At 72.6% G+C, this 17,345-nt stretch carries 20 protein-coding genes and 1 riboswitch; of the genes, 7 read left to right on the forward strand and 13 right to left on the reverse strand.

The genetic code is table 11. The annotated features are described in order from the left end of the window. Positions 1 to 5 precede the first annotated feature (5 nt). The 11 genes from BLW32_RS24325 to napA all read right to left on the reverse strand — a co-directional run bounded on the left by BLW32_RS24325 (position 6) and on the right by napA (position 9,651). Positions 6 to 1,010 (reverse strand): pyridoxal-phosphate dependent enzyme, encoded by a 1,005-nt coding sequence (locus BLW32_RS24325; RefSeq protein WP_068741403.1) that lies wholly within the window; start codon positions 1,008 to 1,010, stop codon positions 6 to 8. After that, on the reverse strand, positions 1,007 to 1,927 hold the full coding sequence (locus BLW32_RS24330; RefSeq protein ID WP_068522913.1) for a GHMP family kinase ATP-binding protein: 921 nt from the start codon (positions 1,925 to 1,927) through the stop codon (positions 1,007 to 1,009). The genes BLW32_RS24325 and BLW32_RS24330 overlap by 4 nt, the downstream gene beginning before the upstream one ends. Further along, positions 1,924 to 3,105 (reverse strand): MFS transporter, encoded by a 1,182-nt coding sequence (locus BLW32_RS24335; RefSeq protein ID WP_231857360.1) that lies wholly within the window; start codon positions 3,103 to 3,105, stop codon positions 1,924 to 1,926. Before BLW32_RS24335 ends, BLW32_RS24330 begins: the two co-directional genes overlap by 4 nt. A gap of 20 nt (positions 3,106 to 3,125) precedes the next feature. Beyond that, entirely contained in the window at positions 3,126 to 3,932 is an 807-nt protein-coding gene (locus tag BLW32_RS24340) for a Rossmann-like domain-containing protein (protein ID WP_068741400.1), read from the reverse strand. Further along, complete coding sequence (locus BLW32_RS24345; RefSeq protein ID WP_068741399.1) at positions 3,929 to 4,930, reverse strand: ABC transporter substrate-binding protein; 1,002 nt, start codon at positions 4,928 to 4,930, stop codon at positions 3,929 to 3,931. The genes BLW32_RS24340 and BLW32_RS24345 overlap by 4 nt, the downstream gene beginning before the upstream one ends. A gap of 28 nt (positions 4,931 to 4,958) precedes the next feature. Next, positions 4,959 to 5,708, reverse strand: a complete 750-nt coding sequence (locus BLW32_RS24350; RefSeq protein WP_068522916.1) for an ABC transporter ATP-binding protein — start codon at positions 5,706 to 5,708, stop codon at positions 4,959 to 4,961. After that, positions 5,705 to 6,772 carry a FecCD family ABC transporter permease gene (locus BLW32_RS24355; RefSeq protein WP_068522917.1) on the reverse strand — a complete coding sequence of 356 codons (1,068 nt, stop codon included), beginning with the start codon at positions 6,770 to 6,772 and terminating at the stop codon, positions 5,705 to 5,707. The genes BLW32_RS24350 and BLW32_RS24355 overlap by 4 nt, the downstream gene beginning before the upstream one ends. A gap of 73 nt (positions 6,773 to 6,845) precedes the next feature. Continuing rightward, on the reverse strand, positions 6,846 to 7,982 hold the full coding sequence (locus tag BLW32_RS24360; RefSeq protein WP_068741653.1) for a glutamate--cysteine ligase: 1,137 nt from the start codon (positions 7,980 to 7,982) through the stop codon (positions 6,846 to 6,848). A 2-nt stretch (positions 7,983 to 7,984) separates the two neighbouring features. After that, complete coding sequence (gene sodC / locus BLW32_RS24365; RefSeq protein ID WP_068522919.1) at positions 7,985 to 8,719, reverse strand: superoxide dismutase[Cu-Zn]; 735 nt, start codon at positions 8,717 to 8,719, stop codon at positions 7,985 to 7,987. A gap of 118 nt (positions 8,720 to 8,837) precedes the next feature. Next, entirely contained in the window at positions 8,838 to 9,305 is a 468-nt protein-coding gene (locus BLW32_RS24370) for a LytR C-terminal domain-containing protein (RefSeq protein ID WP_068741398.1), read from the reverse strand. A gap of 19 nt (positions 9,306 to 9,324) precedes the next feature. Beyond that, on the reverse strand, positions 9,325 to 9,651 hold the full coding sequence (napA, locus tag BLW32_RS24375) for a nucleoid-associated protein NapA (protein WP_068522921.1): 327 nt from the start codon (positions 9,649 to 9,651) through the stop codon (positions 9,325 to 9,327). A gap of 170 nt (positions 9,652 to 9,821) precedes the next feature. On the opposite strand from napA, the gene BLW32_RS24380 reads away from it, so the two are divergent. The 3 genes from BLW32_RS24380 to BLW32_RS24390 are packed head-to-tail and all read left to right on the forward strand — an operon-like array spanning position 9,822 to position 11,606. After that, entirely contained in the window at positions 9,822 to 10,412 is a 591-nt protein-coding gene (locus BLW32_RS24380) for a peptide deformylase (RefSeq protein WP_068522922.1), read from the forward strand. A gap of 1 nt (position 10,413) precedes the next feature. Next, positions 10,414 to 11,304 carry a GNAT family N-acetyltransferase gene (locus tag BLW32_RS24385; RefSeq protein ID WP_068741397.1) on the forward strand — a complete coding sequence of 297 codons (891 nt, stop codon included), beginning with the start codon at positions 10,414 to 10,416 and terminating at the stop codon, positions 11,302 to 11,304. After that, complete coding sequence (locus tag BLW32_RS24390) at positions 11,301 to 11,606, forward strand: DUF1990 family protein (RefSeq protein ID WP_068741396.1); 306 nt, start codon at positions 11,301 to 11,303, stop codon at positions 11,604 to 11,606. Before BLW32_RS24385 ends, BLW32_RS24390 begins: the two co-directional genes overlap by 4 nt. On the opposite strand, the gene BLW32_RS24395 is transcribed toward BLW32_RS24390, so the two are convergent. After that, positions 11,603 to 11,944: a GNAT family N-acetyltransferase gene (locus BLW32_RS24395; protein ID WP_068741652.1), complete on the reverse strand. Its 342-nt coding sequence runs from the start codon at positions 11,942 to 11,944 to the stop codon at positions 11,603 to 11,605. The genes BLW32_RS24390 and BLW32_RS24395 overlap by 4 nt on opposite strands. Positions 11,945 to 12,076: 132 nt before the next feature. Between BLW32_RS24395 and BLW32_RS24400 the strand changes: the two genes are divergently transcribed. The 4 genes from BLW32_RS24400 (at position 12,077) to thiD (ending at position 16,755) form a co-directional block, all read left to right on the forward strand. After that, positions 12,077 to 12,916, forward strand: a complete 840-nt coding sequence (locus BLW32_RS24400) for an ABC transporter ATP-binding protein (RefSeq protein ID WP_068741395.1) — start codon at positions 12,077 to 12,079, stop codon at positions 12,914 to 12,916. Then, positions 12,913 to 14,043, forward strand: a complete 1,131-nt coding sequence (locus BLW32_RS24405; RefSeq protein WP_068741394.1) for an ABC transporter permease — start codon at positions 12,913 to 12,915, stop codon at positions 14,041 to 14,043. The genes BLW32_RS24400 and BLW32_RS24405 overlap by 4 nt, the downstream gene beginning before the upstream one ends. A gap of 31 nt (positions 14,044 to 14,074) precedes the next feature. Then, positions 14,075 to 14,187, forward strand: a riboswitch (TPP riboswitch). Further along, complete coding sequence (gene thiC / locus BLW32_RS24410) at positions 14,183 to 15,865, forward strand: phosphomethylpyrimidine synthase ThiC (protein WP_068741393.1); 1,683 nt, start codon at positions 14,183 to 14,185, stop codon at positions 15,863 to 15,865. (Overlaps the previous riboswitch by 5 nt.) Further along, the gene (gene thiD / locus BLW32_RS24415; RefSeq protein WP_068741392.1) at positions 15,862 to 16,755 is read left to right on the forward strand and encodes a bifunctional hydroxymethylpyrimidine kinase/phosphomethylpyrimidine kinase; all 894 of its coding nucleotides are present in this window, start codon (positions 15,862 to 15,864) and stop codon (positions 16,753 to 16,755) included. The genes thiC and thiD overlap by 4 nt, the downstream gene beginning before the upstream one ends. 66 nt (positions 16,756 to 16,821) lie before the next feature. Here thiD and BLW32_RS24420 read toward each other — a convergent pair whose 3' ends face one another. Then, entirely contained in the window at positions 16,822 to 17,286 is a 465-nt protein-coding gene (locus BLW32_RS24420) for an HNH endonuclease (RefSeq protein ID WP_068522928.1), read from the reverse strand. Positions 17,287 to 17,345: the final 59 nt, after the last annotated feature.

The raw sequence follows: 17,345 nt of genomic DNA on the forward strand, positions 1-17,345 counted from the left end.
CCGGGTCACGCCCGGTCGCGCCCCGACCAGCGCATCCGCGACCACGGCAGCGCGATGCCGGACGGGTCGTCCACGAGTCGCGGCCGCACCGGTTCCGCCGGTTCGGTGTGCTCGGCCAGGGCGCGCAGGTAGCGGTGCCCGGTGTCCGGGAGCACCTGCACGGTGGCGTCGACCGGGTCGCCGTGGCCCTGCTCGTACCCCGCGACGACGTGCCCGGCGCCGGAGGAGAGCCCGGCGAAGAGGGCGTGTTCGCGGAGCAGCCGGTGGGTGCCGGCGCGGGCCACCTCGAAGGACACCCAGTGGATCACGTCGTAGAGCCCGTGCCGCACGTTGTCGAACGGGATCGACGAGCCGATGCCGGCGATGAGCATGGCGGGGTCCTCCACGTGCTCGGCGCCGAAGGTGACACTGCCGAAGGGCTGCACCCCGACGAGCTGCACGGCCAGCCCCGCCTCTTCGAGGCCGAGCCGCAGCGCGCCACTGGACACGCCCGAGCCGACGGGCGCGACGAGCCGCACGGAGGCGACGCCCTCCGCGGCGAGCTGGGCCGCCGCTGCGCGGGCGATGTCCCGGTAGCCGAGGTAGTGCACCGGGTCGTGGTACTGCCGCATCCAGTGCAGCGACGGGTCCTGCGCGAGGAGTTCGGTGATGCGACGGACGCGGCGGTCCTGGTCGAGCTTGAGCGAGGCCGACGGCGGCATCTGCTCGAGTTCGACTCCCAGGGCGAGCAATTGGACGCGCAGGCCCTCGTCGATCGTGGTCGATCCGACGATGCGGCACCGCACGCCGGCCTCGTGGCAGGCCAGCGCGAGCGCGTACGCGTAGATGCCCGACGAGGAGTCGATGACAGTGCCGCCCGGCCGGACCCGGCCCGCGTCGAGGGCGGCGCGCAGCGCGGCTCGCGCGGAGGCGACCTTCATCGACTCGAACCGCAGGAGGTACCGGTCGTGCGCGCCGCGGAGGAGGGCCGGACGGCTCAGCGCCTCGGCGATGTGGCCGTGGATCCTCACGCGGCACCGCCGATCGCGATCGGGGCGTCGTCCACGCGGAAGCCCACGGCGCGCACGCGGGTGCAGGTGCGCCGCAGGCGCTCCCGCGGGTGCTCGCGCTCGAAGAGCAGGCCGGCGACGTTCCCGGAGTGCGCCACCTGGACGCCGAGCGCGTCGCCGCGCTCGGCGGCGGCGATCAAGCGCTCGAGGCCGGGCTTGTAGTGGCGGGTCTGGTTGAGCAGCGCGCTGCGGGTCGCGACGGCGGCCACGGCGGCGGCGTCCCCGGCGGCGACCGCCCGACGCAGGCGGGCGCGCAGGTCCTCGTACTCCCCCACGTCGCCGTCGCCGGCCGTCCGCAGCGTCAGGGTGTCGACGGGGCCGCCGAGCACGCACCGCACCAGCAGCATCGGGGGCAGCGCGGCCCCGAGGTCCTCGATGACGTGACCGTGCCGGTGCGCGAACAGGATCGGCCGGTCCGCCCACAGCGGGTCGGAGGCCCCCTCCGCGGCGACGGCGAGCCGCGCGACGGTGTCGGCGTCGAGCTCCACGTCCGCGCAGTCGGCGACGGCGCGGACCGCCGCGAGGACGTCGGCGGTCGAGGACCCCAGTCCCAGTCCGACGGCCGTCGTCCGCGCGATGCGGAGCTCGCCGCCGGTACATCGGAGCGCGTCGTGCTCCCGCAAGTGGGCCAGCGTGGCCTCGGCCGCCCTGCGCGCCTTGTCCAGGTCGCGTTCGCCGACGGTGGTCCGTGCCCGCACGGCGCCGGAGGCGTCCGGGGCGAAGACCGCCACGGATCCGACGGTGCCGATCGGCACCGTCACGAGCCCCGGGCACTCGCCCTGGACGCGGCAGCGGAACCGGCCCTGCAGGAGCTCGCCGTGGTGGCCCGTGCTCCGGCCCACGCCACGTCCGCGGGAACCGGTGCGCGGGATGCTCATCCGACGGCCTCCGCGGTGCGGGCGCCGCGCAGCGCGCGCCGGGCGAAGACGGCGGCCAGCGCCGTGGCGCCGCCCAGGACGAGGCCGACGCCCGTCCAGCCGCCGAGCGCGAGGGCGCCGCCGGCGAGGGAGGCGCCCGCGAAGACGCCGACGCTCTGCGCGGCCCCGTTGAGCGAGAGGACGGTGCCCCGCACCGGCCCCGCGCCCCGCACGAGGGTGGTGGTCACCGCGGCGGCGATGACGGCGTGCGAGGCCGAGACCAGGGCGACCATCGGCCATGCGACGGCGACGTGGGGCGCGGTGTAGAGGGCGACCATCGCGACGGCGGCGACGAGGATCGCGGCGAGTACCGTGCCGAGCAGGCGGTCCGCCCCGCGGTCCTGCATCACCCTGCCGCCCAGGAAGTTCCCGAGGAAGAAGGCGAGGCCGGAGGTGGCCCACACGAGGGAGAACCAGCCCGTCCCGATCCCGAAGCGCTCACCGAAGGCGGCGGCGATGTACGCCAGAGACCCCATGAAGGCGAGGGTGCGCAGGAGCGAGACGGCCAGGGTGTCCAGGCCGCCGGGGATCGACCGGACGGTGCGGAAGGCCTGGAGGTAGCTCACCGACGTCTGCCCGCCGCGGGGGTCGCGGCGCCGCGCCACCAGGACCGCGACCACGAGCAGCACCACTGCCGTGGCGGCCATGTCGGCGCGCCACCCCCACAGCACGGCGGGCAGCGCGAGCACCGGCGCGGCGAGGACCGCGGTCAGCGTCATGGTCGACGAGACCAGGGTCGCGGCCCGGGCGGAGGCCGCCGGGGAATCGAACCGGTCGGCGGCCATCGCGGACACCGCCGGGTTGAGGACGGCCGTGCCGGCACCGATCAGCAGGCAGAAGGCGATCCAGGCGACGGTGCTGCCCTGGAGCGCGAGCCCGCAGCCCAGCGCGAGGACGAGCAGCGCGAGCGCCGCCACCGACGAGCGCGAGAGCCGGTCGAGCAGGGGCGCGGCCGCGACGCCGACCAGCAGGGCCGCGACCCCGCCGAGGCCCCGCAGGCCGCCGATCAGGTCGACGCCCGCGTGCGCGTCGGCGGCGATGGCGACGAGGAAGTTCGCCATCACGGTGAACGGCACGAGCCCCAGTGCGGCGGCGGCGAGCATCGGCCAGATCGCGCGGACGAGTACCCGATCGGGCAACGGCCGATCCGCGGCCGCACTCACGGGGCACTCCGGTACAGGTACATCGGCGAGGCGTCCGCGGAGAACTGCGAGAAGGGGAAGTGCTCGGCCGAGAGGGCGGTGAGACCCGCACCGAGGAACGCGCGGGCGACGGCGGCGCCGCTCTGCGCGTACACCGCGAGCGGCACGTCCCGCTCCCGACAGGCCGCCAGGATCTCGTCGAAGCTGCCGTTGCCCAGGGTCATCCCGGTCGCGAGCACCGCGTCGGCCCCGGCGAGCACCGCGCGGTGGTCGTCCGCGACGGGGTCGCCCCAGTGGGTCCGCTCCAGGTTCCGGTCCGCGAGCAGCGGTTCCGCTCCGCGCTCGCGGATGGCGGCCACCAGGGGATTCACCACGCCGATCAGCGCGACGCGCGTCCCGGGGGCGACGGCGAGCAGCTCGGCGACCGCGGCGTCACGGGCGACGGCCCGGACGTCGGGGGTGCCGGTGGGCAGCGTCCGGAGCTCGGCGCGCGGGTCGTCCCGGTGCGGCGCCGCGGCGCCGAGCGCGGCGTCGGCGGCGGCGATCCGCAGGGGCTGCGCGGCGTGGTCGAGCAGTGCGGCCAGGGGCTCGCCGGACAGGTCCGCGACGTCCGGGTCGAGCTCGCCCTCCTCGAAGGCGCAGGCGCCGAAGGAGTCTCCGACGCGGACGAGGACGTAGCGGTTGCGGTACCGCTGGTCGCTGCCGGCGAGGCGGGTCCCGTGCGCGACGAAGAAGACACTGCGAGCGACCGCGTCGTCCGCGACCTCGCGCGCGAGATCCAGGACGTCGGCGACGGATTCGGGTGCGGAGCCGGGTGCGGTCATCGGGCCGCCCCACTCTGCTCCAGGTAGTCCGCGAGCGCCGCGGCGGCGTCGAGGTTGCGCGGGCCGGCGACCAGCTCGGCGTAGTCCACCACCCGGATGCGGTTCTCCCGCACCGCGGGCGAGTCCTTGATCGGCGACGACTGTCGCAGGTAGTCGATCTTCTGCTGCGCGGGCTGCTTGTCGTAGTCGACGATGACGATCACCTCCGGCTGGGCCTGCACCACCGACTCCCAGCCGACCGAGGTCCAGCGGCCGTCCACGTCGTGCGTCACGGAGCGCCCACCGGCCAGGGAGACCACCTGGTCGGCGGCGGCGCGGCGGCCCGCGGTGTAGGGCTCCGCCGTCCCCGAGTCGTAGACGAACACCGACGGTTTCACGCTCTTCCGGTCGGCGCGTTCCTGCAGCGCGCGCTCGCGGGCCCGCAGGTCGTCGACCAGCTTCGCCGCGCGGTCCGGCACGCGGAAGATCGCGCCGAGGTTGGTGAGGTCGGTGTACGTGTCGGCCAACGGGTTCGCCGCCCGCGCGGCGGGCTTGTCACCGTAGTTGTAGCAGGTCTCCTCCTGCATGTAGCTGTCGATCCGCAGCTTTCCGAGAGACTCCGGGGTGACGCCTCGGGCGGGGCTGAACCCCGCCTGCCAGCCCGCGAACACCCAGTCCGCCTTGGCGGCCACGAGCGGCTCCTGGGTGAGGACGCCGTCGCTGAGGATCGGGACCTTGGCGTACTCATCGCGGTACGGGGACTTCGCGATCACGCCGTGCACCGTCTTCGGCAGGACGATGCCCTTGATGCGGTCGGTGAGCCCGAGCGCGAACATCTTCTCGATCGCCGAGACGTCGTAGGGCACCGCAGCGGTCGGCGACCGGTACTGCTGCCGCACACCGCAGTTGGTCACGTCGACGAGGTCCGTCGTGGGTTCGGCGGGGCGCGCGCCGCAGGCGGTGCCGGTGAGCAGCGTGCTCGCCGCGACGGCCGCGGCGAGCAGGGAACGGGGTTGCATCGGTCGATCCTTTCGATCGGTCGGGGTTCTACAGTTCGAAGCGGATGCGCGGCGGGCCGGACGACCCCGCGGCGACCACCGGCCGCACGCCGTAGACCTCGGCGATCCGGTCGGCCGTGAGGACCTCGGCCGGGGTACCGGTGGCGGCGACGCGCCCGCCGTCGAGGAGCACGAGGCGGTCGCAGCTCTGCGCGGCGAGGTCGATGTCGTGGATGGCGGTGACGGTCGTCTTGGTGGTCGCCCGCAGGAGGCGCAGCAGGTCCAGCTGGTGCCGGACGTCGAGGTGGTTGAGCGGCTCGTCGAGCAGGAGGACGGGCGTGTCCTGCGCGAGGGCGCGCGCGATGAGGATGCGTTGCCGCTCGCCGCCGGACAGCCCCAGCACGCTGCGGTGCCGCAGGTGGGTGGCGCCGACCGCGGCGAGCGCGGCTTCGCAGGCCCGCGCCGCGACGGCGCTGCCGGCGTCGCCGTGCGCGAACCGGCCGAGCATGACGGTCTCACCCGCCGTGAAGCCGAGGTGGCCGGTCTCGCTCTGGGTGACCGCGGCGACGCGGCGGGCGCCGTCGCGGCGGCGCAGCGCGCCGAGCTCCGTGCCCCCGATCCGCACGGAGCCGGAGGCCGGGGTGATCGCGCGGTACAGGCAGCGCAGCAGGGTCGACTTGCCGCTGCCGTTGGGCCCGATCAGCCCGACGTGCGCGCCCGCGGCGATGTCGAGGGAGACGTCGTGGAGCACCCGGCTTGCGCCCAGGTCGACGGTGATCCGATCCAGTTCGATCCTCATGCCGCGCCGCCCAGGAGCCCGCCGCGGCGCCGGAGGAGGACGACGAAGACGGGGACGCCGACGAGCGCGGTGACGATGCCCAGCGGCAGCTCGCGCGGCGCCACCACCAACCGGCTCAGCAGGTCCACCCACACCAGCAGCAGCGCGCCGACGAGCGGGGCGAGCAGGAGCACCGCCCGGTGGGCCGGGCCGACGATCATCCGGACGGCGTGCGGGACCACGAGGCCGACGAAGCCGACGGTGCCCGCGACCGCGACGAGGACCGAGGTCATGACCACGATGACGACGAACAGCATCCGCCGGGCGCGGTGCGGATCGAGGCCGAGGGCGGCGGCGGCCTCGTCGCCCTGGGCCAGGACGTCGAGCACGCCCGCGAGGCGCCCGGTGATCGCGGCGCAGACCGCCACCGTCGCCGCGACGAGCGGGAGCACGGACCACTGCGCTCCCCCGAGCCCGCCCAGCAGCCAGAACATCACGGACCGCGCGGCGTCGCCGACGGGGTCGAAGAAGACGATCGCGCCGGCGAGGCCCTGGAAGGCGAAGGCGAGCACCACCCCCGTGAGCACCAGCCGGACGGGGCTGAGGGCACCGTCGGACGTGCGGCTGAGCAGGTAGACGAGGAGCGAGGCGAGCACCGCCGTCGCGAAGGCGGCCCCGGCGGTGCCGGCGATACCGAGGCCCGCGACCAGCCCGGTGGTGACGACGAAGCTCGCGCCCACGGAGGCACCGCTGGAGATCCCGAGGATGAAGGGATCGGCGAGCGGATTGCGCACGAGCGCCTGGCAGGCGACGCCGGCGATCGCGAGGCCGGCGCCGACGAGGGCGGCGAGCAGGACGCGCGGCACGCGCAGGTCCCAGAGGATCGAGTAGGTCGAGGCGTCCTCGCGGGCGAGGGCACCGCCGGTCAGCGCGGCCCAGAGCAGGCGGCGGACGTCGTCGAGCGGCACCGTCGCCGCGCCCTGCGACACCGCGACGGCCATCGACAGGACGAGGGCCGCAGTGAGGGCTCCGGCGAGGAGGAGCGGCGAGGCGCCGGCGCGGCGGCCGAGCGGGGTGGAGGGCACGCGACAAAGTTAACGACAATCATTTTCGTTAACAAAGACGCATGCGTCTATGCGTCACACCGCCGGAGAGCGGCTACGGCAGCACGAGCTCGCTCGTCACCGACCGCACCACGTCGCGATAGGTGTCCACGTTGCAGACACCGCCCGCGACGGCACGCTGCCGCTGATAGGAGGCGCCGCGGCGCGCGATGTCCGCCACGGCCGCCAGCTCACGGGAGCAGCCGAGGCGCTCGGCGATGGGCGCGAGCTGCTCGAGCAGGTCCTCGAGGTCTTCCGTGACCAGGCGCTCGTTGTTGTCCGCGTCCTGGATGATGATCGCGTCGAGGCCGTACCGCGCGGCGCGCCACTTGTTCTCCTGGACGTGCCACGGCGGCAACGTCGGCAGGGTCTCCCCCGCGTCCAGCCGTGCGTCCAACCACACGACGAGGCAGTGGATGAGGGCGACGACCGCCTCGAGCTCCGCGAACGACGACATGCCGTCGCAGATCCGCACCTCGATGGTCCCGAGGTGGCACGCGGGGCGGATGTCCCAGCGGATCTCGTTGAGGTGGTCGATGATCCCGGTGGTCTTCTGATCGTGCACGAAGCGCTCGAACTCGCTCCACCGCTCGAACTGGAAGGGCAGACCCGCGGTGGGCAGCTGCTGGAACATCATGGCGCGGGTGCTGGCGTAGCCGGTGTCGTGGCCGCCCCACATGGGGGAGCTCGCCGACAGCGCCAGGAGGTGTGGGTAGTGGTTGAGCAGCGCCGAGATGATCGGCAGCACCTTGTCGCGGTGGTTCACGCCGACGTGCACGTGCACGCCCCAGATGAGCATCTGCCGGCCCCACCACTGGGTGCGGGCGATCAGCTCGTCGTAGCGCGGATTGTCGGTGAGCTGCTGCGCGTTCCACTGCGCGAACGGGTGGGTGCCCGCGCCGAACAGGTCGACGCCCATCGGGTCGGACGTCTCCCGCACCGCCGCGATGATGCGGGCCAGGTCGGCCATCGCCTCCGCGGTGTTCTCGCAGACGCCGGTCACCACCTCGACGGTGTTGCGCAGCATTTCGGAATGCACCTGCGGCGCGATGTCCGGGTGCGCCGCACGGATCCCGTCGAACAATTCCCCGGCCCTACTGACCAGGTCCGCGGTCTCCCGGTCGACGAGAGCGAATTCCCACTCGACGCCGATCGTCGGCCGCGGCGACGCCTCGAAGGCGACGGTCTCGATGGCTAACCGACCTTGATCACGCCGCACGCGATGCGGCCGCCGGCGTCGCCGGTGTTGAGGGTGGTCTCGTCGGGCACGGGCTGGCCCGGAACGACATTGGTGTAGCGCGCCGACGGGATGTTGCCGAAGTTGTCGGGGCCCGCGTGGATCATGAGCGCGTTGCCGTCGGTGTTCTTCTTGATGTCGGCGAGGGTGAAGGCGCCGGTGCTGGTGACGGTCTGGCCCGTGCCGTTGGCGTTGACGTAGACCGAGACCAGGTCGCCCGTCATGGGGTGGCCGGAGGCGCCGGGCTTCTGCCAGTGGCCGCCCGCGGAGCCGAAGTTGGTGGCCGATCCCGGGGCGCCGTTCTTGGCGACCGAGTTCGGCTCGCACTTGCCCACCTCGTGGATGTGCATGCCGTGGAAGCCCGCGGGCAGGCCGGTCACGCGGACGTCGATCACCACGACGCCGTCCTTCTCGGAGAAGGTGGCCTTGCCGGCGCTGCTGCCGTCGGGCTTGACGAGCGAGGCCTCCGCGGCACCGGCCGACGGTGCGCTCTCGCCCGGCTTCTCCTCGCCGTGGGCGGCGTTCGGGTCCAGGCTCCGGACCGGGCCCTGACCGGGCACCGTCGCGCCGGTGACGACCGCGGGGTTCGTTCCGGGCGTGTCCGAGGGCTTCTCGTTCGTCGTACAGCCGGCCAGGGCGATAGCCGCCACCGGAAGGATCGCGATCGGGGCGAGGAACTGACGCTTCGTCATCGATGACTCCTTATGCGACGGCTACCGGGGCCGGGCCGCCCTGGGGCTGGTGTTGCCCGAAATCATATCGGGGCCGCTCTCGCGGCGAGGGACAGGTCCCCGCTCCGCCCGTCGCCGGCTACTTTTTGACGACGGCGACGGCCAGCGCGCCCTCGCACACCTCGAGCCCCGCGGGCCGCGCGGCGGTCGCGGAGCCGGGGAGCGCCGTGGAGACCGTCTTGGCGGCGTCCTCGCCGCCGTCCTCGAAGTAGACGGTGGTGGCGCGCGGCGCGGCGGGCCGGTTCGGCCAGGCGGCAGCGGCCTCACCCTGCACGGTGTATCCGGCCTTCGTGAGCTTGTCCCGCGCGTCGGCGACCGGCGCCCTGGCGACGGAGATCAGGCACACCGGCGGCTTGTCGGCGGCGGGCTGCGCCGTCTCGGTCGCGGCGGCCTTGATCTTGGCCTCCTGCGCGTTGAGCGCGGCCTGGGGATCGTCGTCGCGGGTCACGAGCCCATGGACCCCGACAGCTGCGAGGATGATCGCAGCCGAGATCAGGATCATGATGATGGTCCGGATCGGGACGGCGCGGGTGTTCTGAGTGCTCACGACACCCGACTGTATCGGATCACGTGATCTCGAAGCCGAGCTTGCGGGCGGCGCGGGCCTTCTGCCGGCTGGCCCGGACGCGCCGCAGGCGCTTGACGAGCATGGGGTCGGCGGCCAGCGCCTCGGGCGTGTCGACCAGGGCGTTGAGCACCTGGTAGTACCGGGTCGCGGAGAGCCCGAAGAGCTCCTTGATCGCGTCCTCCTTGGCCCCGGCGTACTTCCACCACTGGCGCTCGAAGGCCAGGATGTCGTGCTCGCGCCTGGTCAGGCCGTCCTCGCCGCGCTCGTCGACGGGCTGCGCGTCAGTTCGGACCGTCTTCTGCGCGGCCGCACCGGCGCCCTCCATGCGTTCCCCTCGCATTCGAAATGACACTTCTGTAGTTCGCGTCAATCTAACCACGACGGGCGGCGGCGCCAGGGGGCTACGGGCGCGTGTCGCACAGCTCCCGCGCCGCCGGGGCCCACCACGCCCGGTGCGCCGGTGCGACCCGCACCACCCCCGACTACCGTGTAGCCATGTCCGTTCTCCCCATCGTCATCGTCGGCGACCCGGTGCTGCACTCCCCCACGAGGCCCGTCGAGCTGGACGCGGACGGCAAGCCGTCGGCCGAGATCGTGGCGCTGCTCGACGACATGTACGAGACCATGGACGTCGCCAACGGCGTCGGCCTCGCCGGCAACCAGGTGGGCCGCGACCTGCGGCTGTTCGTCTACGACTGCCCCGACGAGGAGACCCGCGAGCGCCGCCGCGGCGAGGTGATCAACCCCGTCCTCACCACGTCGGAGATCCCCGAGACGATGCCGGACCCCGACGACGACTGGGAGGGCTGCCTCTCCGTCCCCGGCGAGTCCTTCCCGACGGGCCGCGCCGACTGGGCGAAGGTCGTCGGCACCGACCGCAACGGCGACACGGTCGAGATCGAGGGCACCGGCTTCTTCGCCCGGATGCTGCAGCACGAGACCGGCCACCTCGACGGCTTCCTCTACACCGACGTCCTCACCGGCCGGTACGCCCGGCAGGCGAAGAAGTTCATCAAGAAGCAGGGCTGGAACGTGCCGGGCCTGACCTGGGTGCCGGGCACCGTCGAAGACCCCTTCGGCCACTGACGTGCCCGCGCCCGGCGACCGGGTGGTGATCCGGCGGCTGCTGCCGTCCGGGCAGGCCTCGGACGTCCTCGGCACCCTGCTGTCCGACGGTGACCCGCTGATCGTCCGCGCCGATCGCGACGGCGCCGAGCACGCGATCCCCCGCGCCGAGATCGTCCGGGCGAAGACGGTGCCGCCCCGCCCCGTCCGGGCGAGCGAGATCCGGTCGCTCGACCTCGCCCGGGCCAGGTCGTGGTGGTCGGTCGAGCGGGAGTGGATCGACGGGTGGCTGTGCCGCGCCGCCCCGGGCCTGCCCGGACACCGCGCGAACGCCGCCGCGCCGCTGCACCCGGATGCCGCGCTCGACCGGCTCGACGGGGTGCGCGCCTGGTACGCCGCCCGTGACCTGCCGCTGCGCCTGACGCTCTCCGATCGCGTCCTGCCGGGGGCGTCCGGCCTCGCGCCCGTGGTGCAGCCGACCGAGGTGCTCACCGCGCCGGCCACCGCCGGCGGAGCGGATCCGCAGGTCCGGTTCGCCGATGCGCCCGACGCCGCGTGGCTCTCCCTCACCGGGACCGCCGCACCGCTCGTGACCTCGGTCGACGGGGTCGCGCTGTTCGCGTCGATCGCCGGGGCCGACGGTGCGCCCGCCGCGGCCGGACGGCTCGCCCTCACCACCGACGCGGCCGGGACGACGTGGGGCGGGATCGGCTCGATGGCCGTCGCGCCCGAGCAGCGCCGACGGGGGCTCGCGACTCGGCTGCTCGGCGCGCTGCGCGCGCGGGCGGCGGACGCGGGCGCGCCGCGCGTCTTCCTCGAGGTCACCCTCGAGAACGCCGTCGCGCGGGACCTCTACCGCGCGACCGGCTTCACGCACCATCACGGCTACCACTACTGGGCCGAGGCGCGATGACGGCGCCCGCCGAGCCGGCGTGGGGCCCGAGCCCGGACGACCACCGTCGTGCGCAGGTCACCGCGGTGATCGGTCACGGCGACGACGACTTCGCCCGCGCCGCGCACGACGTGCTGCGGTGGGCGGTGAAGACACGGAGCGGTTTCGCCGTGTCGACCGACGGCCCCGCCGAACCCGGTCAGCGGCTGACGGTGACAGCACGGGTCGCCGGGATCACGATCCGGGAGCCCGTCGAGGTCGTCGAGGTGACGGACGCCCGCGACCGGGTCGGCTTCTCGTACCGCGCGCTGCCCGGCTACTAGGTGTGCGCCGCCGAGTCGACGACGTCCTGGTACTGCGGGAACCGCGCGAGGAACGAGCGCACGTAGGTGCACACCGGGATCACCCTCCGGCCGCGGGAGCGCAGGTCGTCCAGGACCCCCGAGACGAGGGCGCGCGCGAAGCCCTGCTTGCCGAACTTCTCCATGACCACCGTGTGCAGGAGGATCACGTCACCGTGCTCGGTGACCTCGTACCCCTCCACCCCGATGAGCTCGTCGCCCGACCAGAGTTCGTACCGGTCGCGCACCGGATTGTCGAAGAGACGCAACGGCTCCCCCAGTTCCAGCGTGGGCGGGGGAACCTCGACCTTGTCAGCCATGAACACCTCCATGTGATGCGGATCACTCCACCGTACGCTGGAACCCCGACAAGTCGGCGCACTCGCGACGGGTGTTTTCACATCTGTCACATTTCTCGATCGTGAATATCGAAACGCCGCTACTGTGAGGCCATGACGCTGGTCGCCCGCGGACTCACGCGCACCTTCAGACAGCACGTCGCGGTCGCCGACGCGACCCTCACGCTGCCGCCCGGCCGCATCGTCGGCCTGGTCGGTCCGAACGGTGCGGGCAAGACGACCCTGCTGCTCATGCTCGCGGGCCTGCTCCGGCCGTCGTCCGGCACCATCGAGCTCGACGGTGCGCCCGTCGCCCCCGAGGCGCTGCGCTCCCGCGTCGGATGGATGCCCGACGTCTTCGGCACGTGGGATTCGCTGACCCCCACCGAGATCCTCACCACCTTCGCGAAGCTGTACGGCATCCCGTCGGGCGAGGCCCGCACCCGCGCGACGGACCTGCTGGCACGCGTGCACCTGACGGAGTTCGCGGACCGGCCGGCGCAGGTGCTCTCCCGCGGGCAGAAGCAACGGCTCGGCTTCGCCCGCGCGATGGTCCACCACCCGCCGATCCTCCTGCTCGACGAACCGGCCTCCGGCATGGACCCGCGGTCCCGGTTCGAGCTGCGCGACTCGCTCCGCGCCCTCGCCGACAGCGGCGTCGCCGTGCTCGTCTCCTCGCACATCCTCTCGGAGCTCGGAGAGATGGTGGACGACGTCGTCATGATGGCCCGCGGCCGCACCGAGGCACCACCGGAATCCGCCGTGACCCGGTGGCGGATCCGACTGCTCGGCGAGCCACCGAGCGGGGGAACGTATCTCACCTTCGACTCCGAGGCCGACGCCGCCGCACACCTCGCGCAGCGGATCGCCGACGGTGCCGGGGTCGTCGAGTTCGCCCGCGCCACCAATGCCCTCGAGGACTCGTACTTCGCACTGGAGGCTGATCGCACATGAACGGCTTCACCGGATGGTGGCGCACCGTCGGCGTGCTCACCGGGTTGGAACTTCGCCAACGCACCCGTGCCACCCGCTGGCGCGTCCTGTTGGGCGTGTTCTTCGCGTTCGTGAGCCTCGTGGTCTTCGGGTCCCGGTGGTTCAGCGCACAGGGCAATCACGGCACCCCGGGCGACGAGTGGGGCCCGAATCTCTACTTCTTCGTCCTGGGCTTCGTCGGCTTCCTCGGCCTGGTCATCGCTCCGACGATGACGGCGACGTCGATCAACGGCGACCGCAAGGACGCCACGCTGGCCGTCGTCCAGGCGACACCCGCCAGCGGCCTGCAACTCGCCACGGGAAAGCTCCTCGGCGCATGGGTCGCCTCGTGCGCTCTCCTCGTCGTGTCCGCGCCGTATCTCGTGTGGGCGATCATCGAGGCGCCGTATCCGGCCAGCCGGTCAGTGCTGGGCATCGCTGTGGTCGCTCTGCTCTTCCTGGCCTACTGCGGAATCGGGCTAGGAATGTCTGCGTTCTTCTCACGGCCGATCGGGTCGGCGGCCGTCACTCAGCTCACGATGCTCTTCCTGCTGATCGGCCTTCCCGTCGTGGCTGCGGCTCTCGTCCCCACCACGACGGAGCGCGTCGCTTACACCACGACGGACTGGGACTACGACCGAACCACCGGCCAATCGACGTGCCGCGAATACAGATCGACACGGGAGATTGCACACACCAATAGGATCTGGTGGATCATCGCCCCCAATCCCGCCGTCGTCTTCGCCGACGCCGCCAGCGCATCGGACCCCGGGCGCGATCGAACCCCGTACGCATCGTCCGCAGGGGACACCTCCGACGAAGCACCGCGCCCCGATGAGACCGGCCTCGGCGCTCTCGCCGACGGCGCGGCGATATTCCGGGCCGGAGAGGGAGCGCCGCGGGAGCGCCGCTGCGCGTCCGATTCTCCGAGCCGCTCGTCCGAGTACTACGTCGACTACTACTACGACGAGGACGTCTCCGCGGTAGGCCACACCTGGTACTGGGGCCTGCTGGCGAACCTGGCGCTCGGTGGGATCGGGCTCGCGTTCGCGGCCCGCCGCCTGCGGGTTCCCGCTGCGAACCTGCCCCGGGGCGTGCGGATCGCCTGAGACTCCTCGGGGATTGCGCTACCCTCGGTAACGCACACCACACGGGAGCTCACCGCAGTGAGCTGAGAGGACGTCTATCGCGGGCGTCGACCGTACGAACCTGTCCGGGTAATGCCGGCGTAGGGAAGAGGAGTCCCGCATGCCTGTTTCGTCATCCACCCCCGTCTCCACCGTCACCGTCGGCCCGATCGAGGGCTCGCAGAAGCAGTACCTCACCGTGCCCGGCACCGACGGTGACCTGCACGTCCCGTTCCGGCGCATCGCCCTCACCAACGGCGATCACCACGACGTCTACGACACCTCCGGCCCGTACACGCAGTACGTCGCCGAGGACCAGCTGCACGACCTCGCCGAGGGCCTGCCCAAGACCCGCGACGCCTGGAACAAGCCCGCCGCCGTCGACGGCGCGAGCACCCAACTCGCCTGGGCCCGTGCGGGAATCATCACCGATGAGATGCGCTTCGTCGCCGCCCGGGAGGGCTTCGATCCGGAGAAGGTCCGCGAGGAGGTCGCCGCCGGCCGCGCGGTGATCCCCGCCAATCGCAAGCACCCCGAGCTGGAGCCCGCCATCATCGGCAAGGCCTTCGCCGTGAAGATCAACGCGAACATCGGCAACTCGGCGGTCACGAGCTCCATCGCCGAGGAGGTCGAGAAGATGGTCTGGGCCACGCGCTGGGGCGGCGACACCATCATGGACCTCTCGACCGGCAAGGACATCCACGAGACCCGCGAGTGGATCATGCGCAACGCGCCGGTCCCCGTGGGCACCGTCCCGATCTACCAGGCGCTGGAGAAGGTCAAGGGCGACCCGACCAAGCTGACCTGGGAGATCTTCCGGGACACCGTGATCGAGCAGTGCGAGCAGGGCGTCGACTACATGACCGTGCACGCCGGCGTGCTGCTGCGCTACGTGCCGCTCGCCGCGAACCGGGTCACCGGCATCGTCAGCCGCGGCGGCTCGATCATGGCGGCGTGGTGCCTCGCGCACCACGAGGAGTCCTTCCTGTACACGCACTTCCGCGAGCTGTGCGAGATCCTCCGCGAGTACGACGTGACCTTCTCCCTCGGCGACGGCCTCCGCCCCGGCTCCATCGCGGACGCCAACGACGAGGCCCAGTTCGCCGAGCTCCGCACCCTGGGCGAGCTGACGAAGATCGCGAAGTCCTATGGCGTGCAGGTGATGATCGAGGGCCCGGGCCACGTCCCGATGCACAAGATCGTGGAGAACGTGCGGCTCGAGGAGGAGCTGTGCGAGGAGGCGCCGTTCTACACGCTCGGCCCGCTCGCCACCGACATCGCGCCGGCGTACGACCACATCACCTCCGCGATCGGCGCTGCGATCATCGCCCAGGCGGGCACGGCGATGCTCTGCTACGTGACGCCGAAGGAGCACCTCGGCCTGCCCAACCGCGACGACGTGAAGACCGGCGTCATCACGTACAAGATCGCGGCGCACGCCGCCGATCTCGCCAAGGGACATCCCGGCGCGCAGTCCCGCGACGACGAACTGTCGAAGGCGCGCTTCGAGTTCCGCTGGGTGGACCAGTTCAACCTCTCGTTGGATCCGGACACCGCGCGCGAGTTCCACGACGAGACGCTGCCCGCCGAGCCGGCCAAGACCGCGCACTTCTGCTCCATGTGCGGCCCGAAGTTCTGCTCGATGCGGATCAGCGCCGACGTGCGCGCCTACGCCGAGGAGCACAACCTCGTGACGCAGGAGGACATCGACGCCAAGCTGGCGGCCGACATGGCGGCGAAGTCGCAGGAGTTCGCCGACGCCGGTGGGCGCGTGTACATCCCGCTGGAGCCGTCCCGGGCATGACGGGCGGCGTCACCGGGCGGGCGACGGTGGCGGTCGGCGCACCGTCGCGCCTGCCGACCGCCCCGCAGGGCACGGCGCCCCGCCGCGTCCTGACCATCGCCGGCTCGGATTCCGGTGGCGGCGCGGGCATCCAGGCCGACATGCGCACCTTCGCCGTGCTCGGCCTGCACGCCTGCGTCGCGATCACCGCCGTCACGGTGCAGAACAGCGTGGGCGTGCAGGACTTCCGAGGCGTCGACCCCGCGATCGTCGGGGCCCAGATCCGTTCCGTCGCCGGGGACATCGGCGTCGAGGCCGCGAAGACCGGGATGCTGGCGTCCACGGCGATCATCGAGTCCGTGGCCGCCGCCGCGGACGCCGAGGGCATCGGCAACGGCCGTCCGGTGCCGCTCGTCGTCGACCCGGTGGCCGCGTCGATGCACGGCGATCCGCTGCTCGCGACCGAGGCGCTCGACGCGCTGCGCACCGTTCTCCTCCCCCGCGCCACGCTGGTCACCCCCAACCTGGACGAGGTCCGGCTGATCACGGGGATCGAGGTGGTGGACGCCGCCACGCAGGCCGCGGCGGCCGACGCCCTGTTGACGCTCGGCGCGCAGTGGGCGCTGGTGAAGGGCGGTCACCTGCGCGATTCGCCCGAGAGCCCCGACCTGCTCACCGACGGCGCCGAGTCCGTCGAGTTCACCGCGCCGCGCGTCCCGACGGGGCACGACCACGGCGCCGGTGACACCCTGGCCGCGGCGACCACCGCGGCCCTCGCCCATGGCGCGACGGTGCCCGCCGCCGTCGAGTTCGGCAAGGCGTGGGTCACCGAGGGCCTGCGCTGGGCCTACCCCCTCGGCGCCGGCCACGGCCCCGTCAACCCCCTCTGGGCGGTCGCCACCCCCGATTGAACACCGTTCACGACAGGGAAACCGCGGGTCGGAGTGAACAGAAACGGTGTTCAATCGGGGCGGGGGTCAGACCGCCGCCGGGCGGAAGGGCTCGCGCACGAGGCGCATGCCCGCCTCTGCGGGCGTGCGATCCGCCTTGCGGTGGTTGCACTCCGCGCAGCACGCGACGAGGTTCGTCCACGTGTTGCCGCCGCCGCGGGAGCGCGGGAAGACGTGGTCGATCGTCGTGGCCCGCGCGCCGCAGCCCGCGTACTGGCAGGTGGAATCGTCGCGGCGCAGGATCTCGGACCGGCTCGCGTGATCCGCGGTGCGGCGGTACGGCACCGCGGCGTACCGCACGAGCAGCATCGACTTCGGCACCTCGATCACGGTGCTCGGGGAGCGCAGCACCCGCGGCGGGTCGTGCGGCTCCAGGACGAGGGCCACCTCGCGGAGCATCATGCCGACGGCGTCCTGCCAGTGCACCGCGTCGAGCGGGCTGTAGTCAGCGTTGAACACCCGCACCGGCGGCGCGGAGACGAACGTGCTCATCCCGCACCTCCTTCCGGTCGTCCGAGCGTGGCGAGCAGGTCGACGATAGGAGTCGCGGA

It is taken from the genome of Tsukamurella tyrosinosolvens, from assembly GCF_900104775.1.
Classification (GTDB): domain Bacteria; phylum Actinomycetota; class Actinomycetes; order Mycobacteriales; family Mycobacteriaceae; genus Tsukamurella; species Tsukamurella tyrosinosolvens.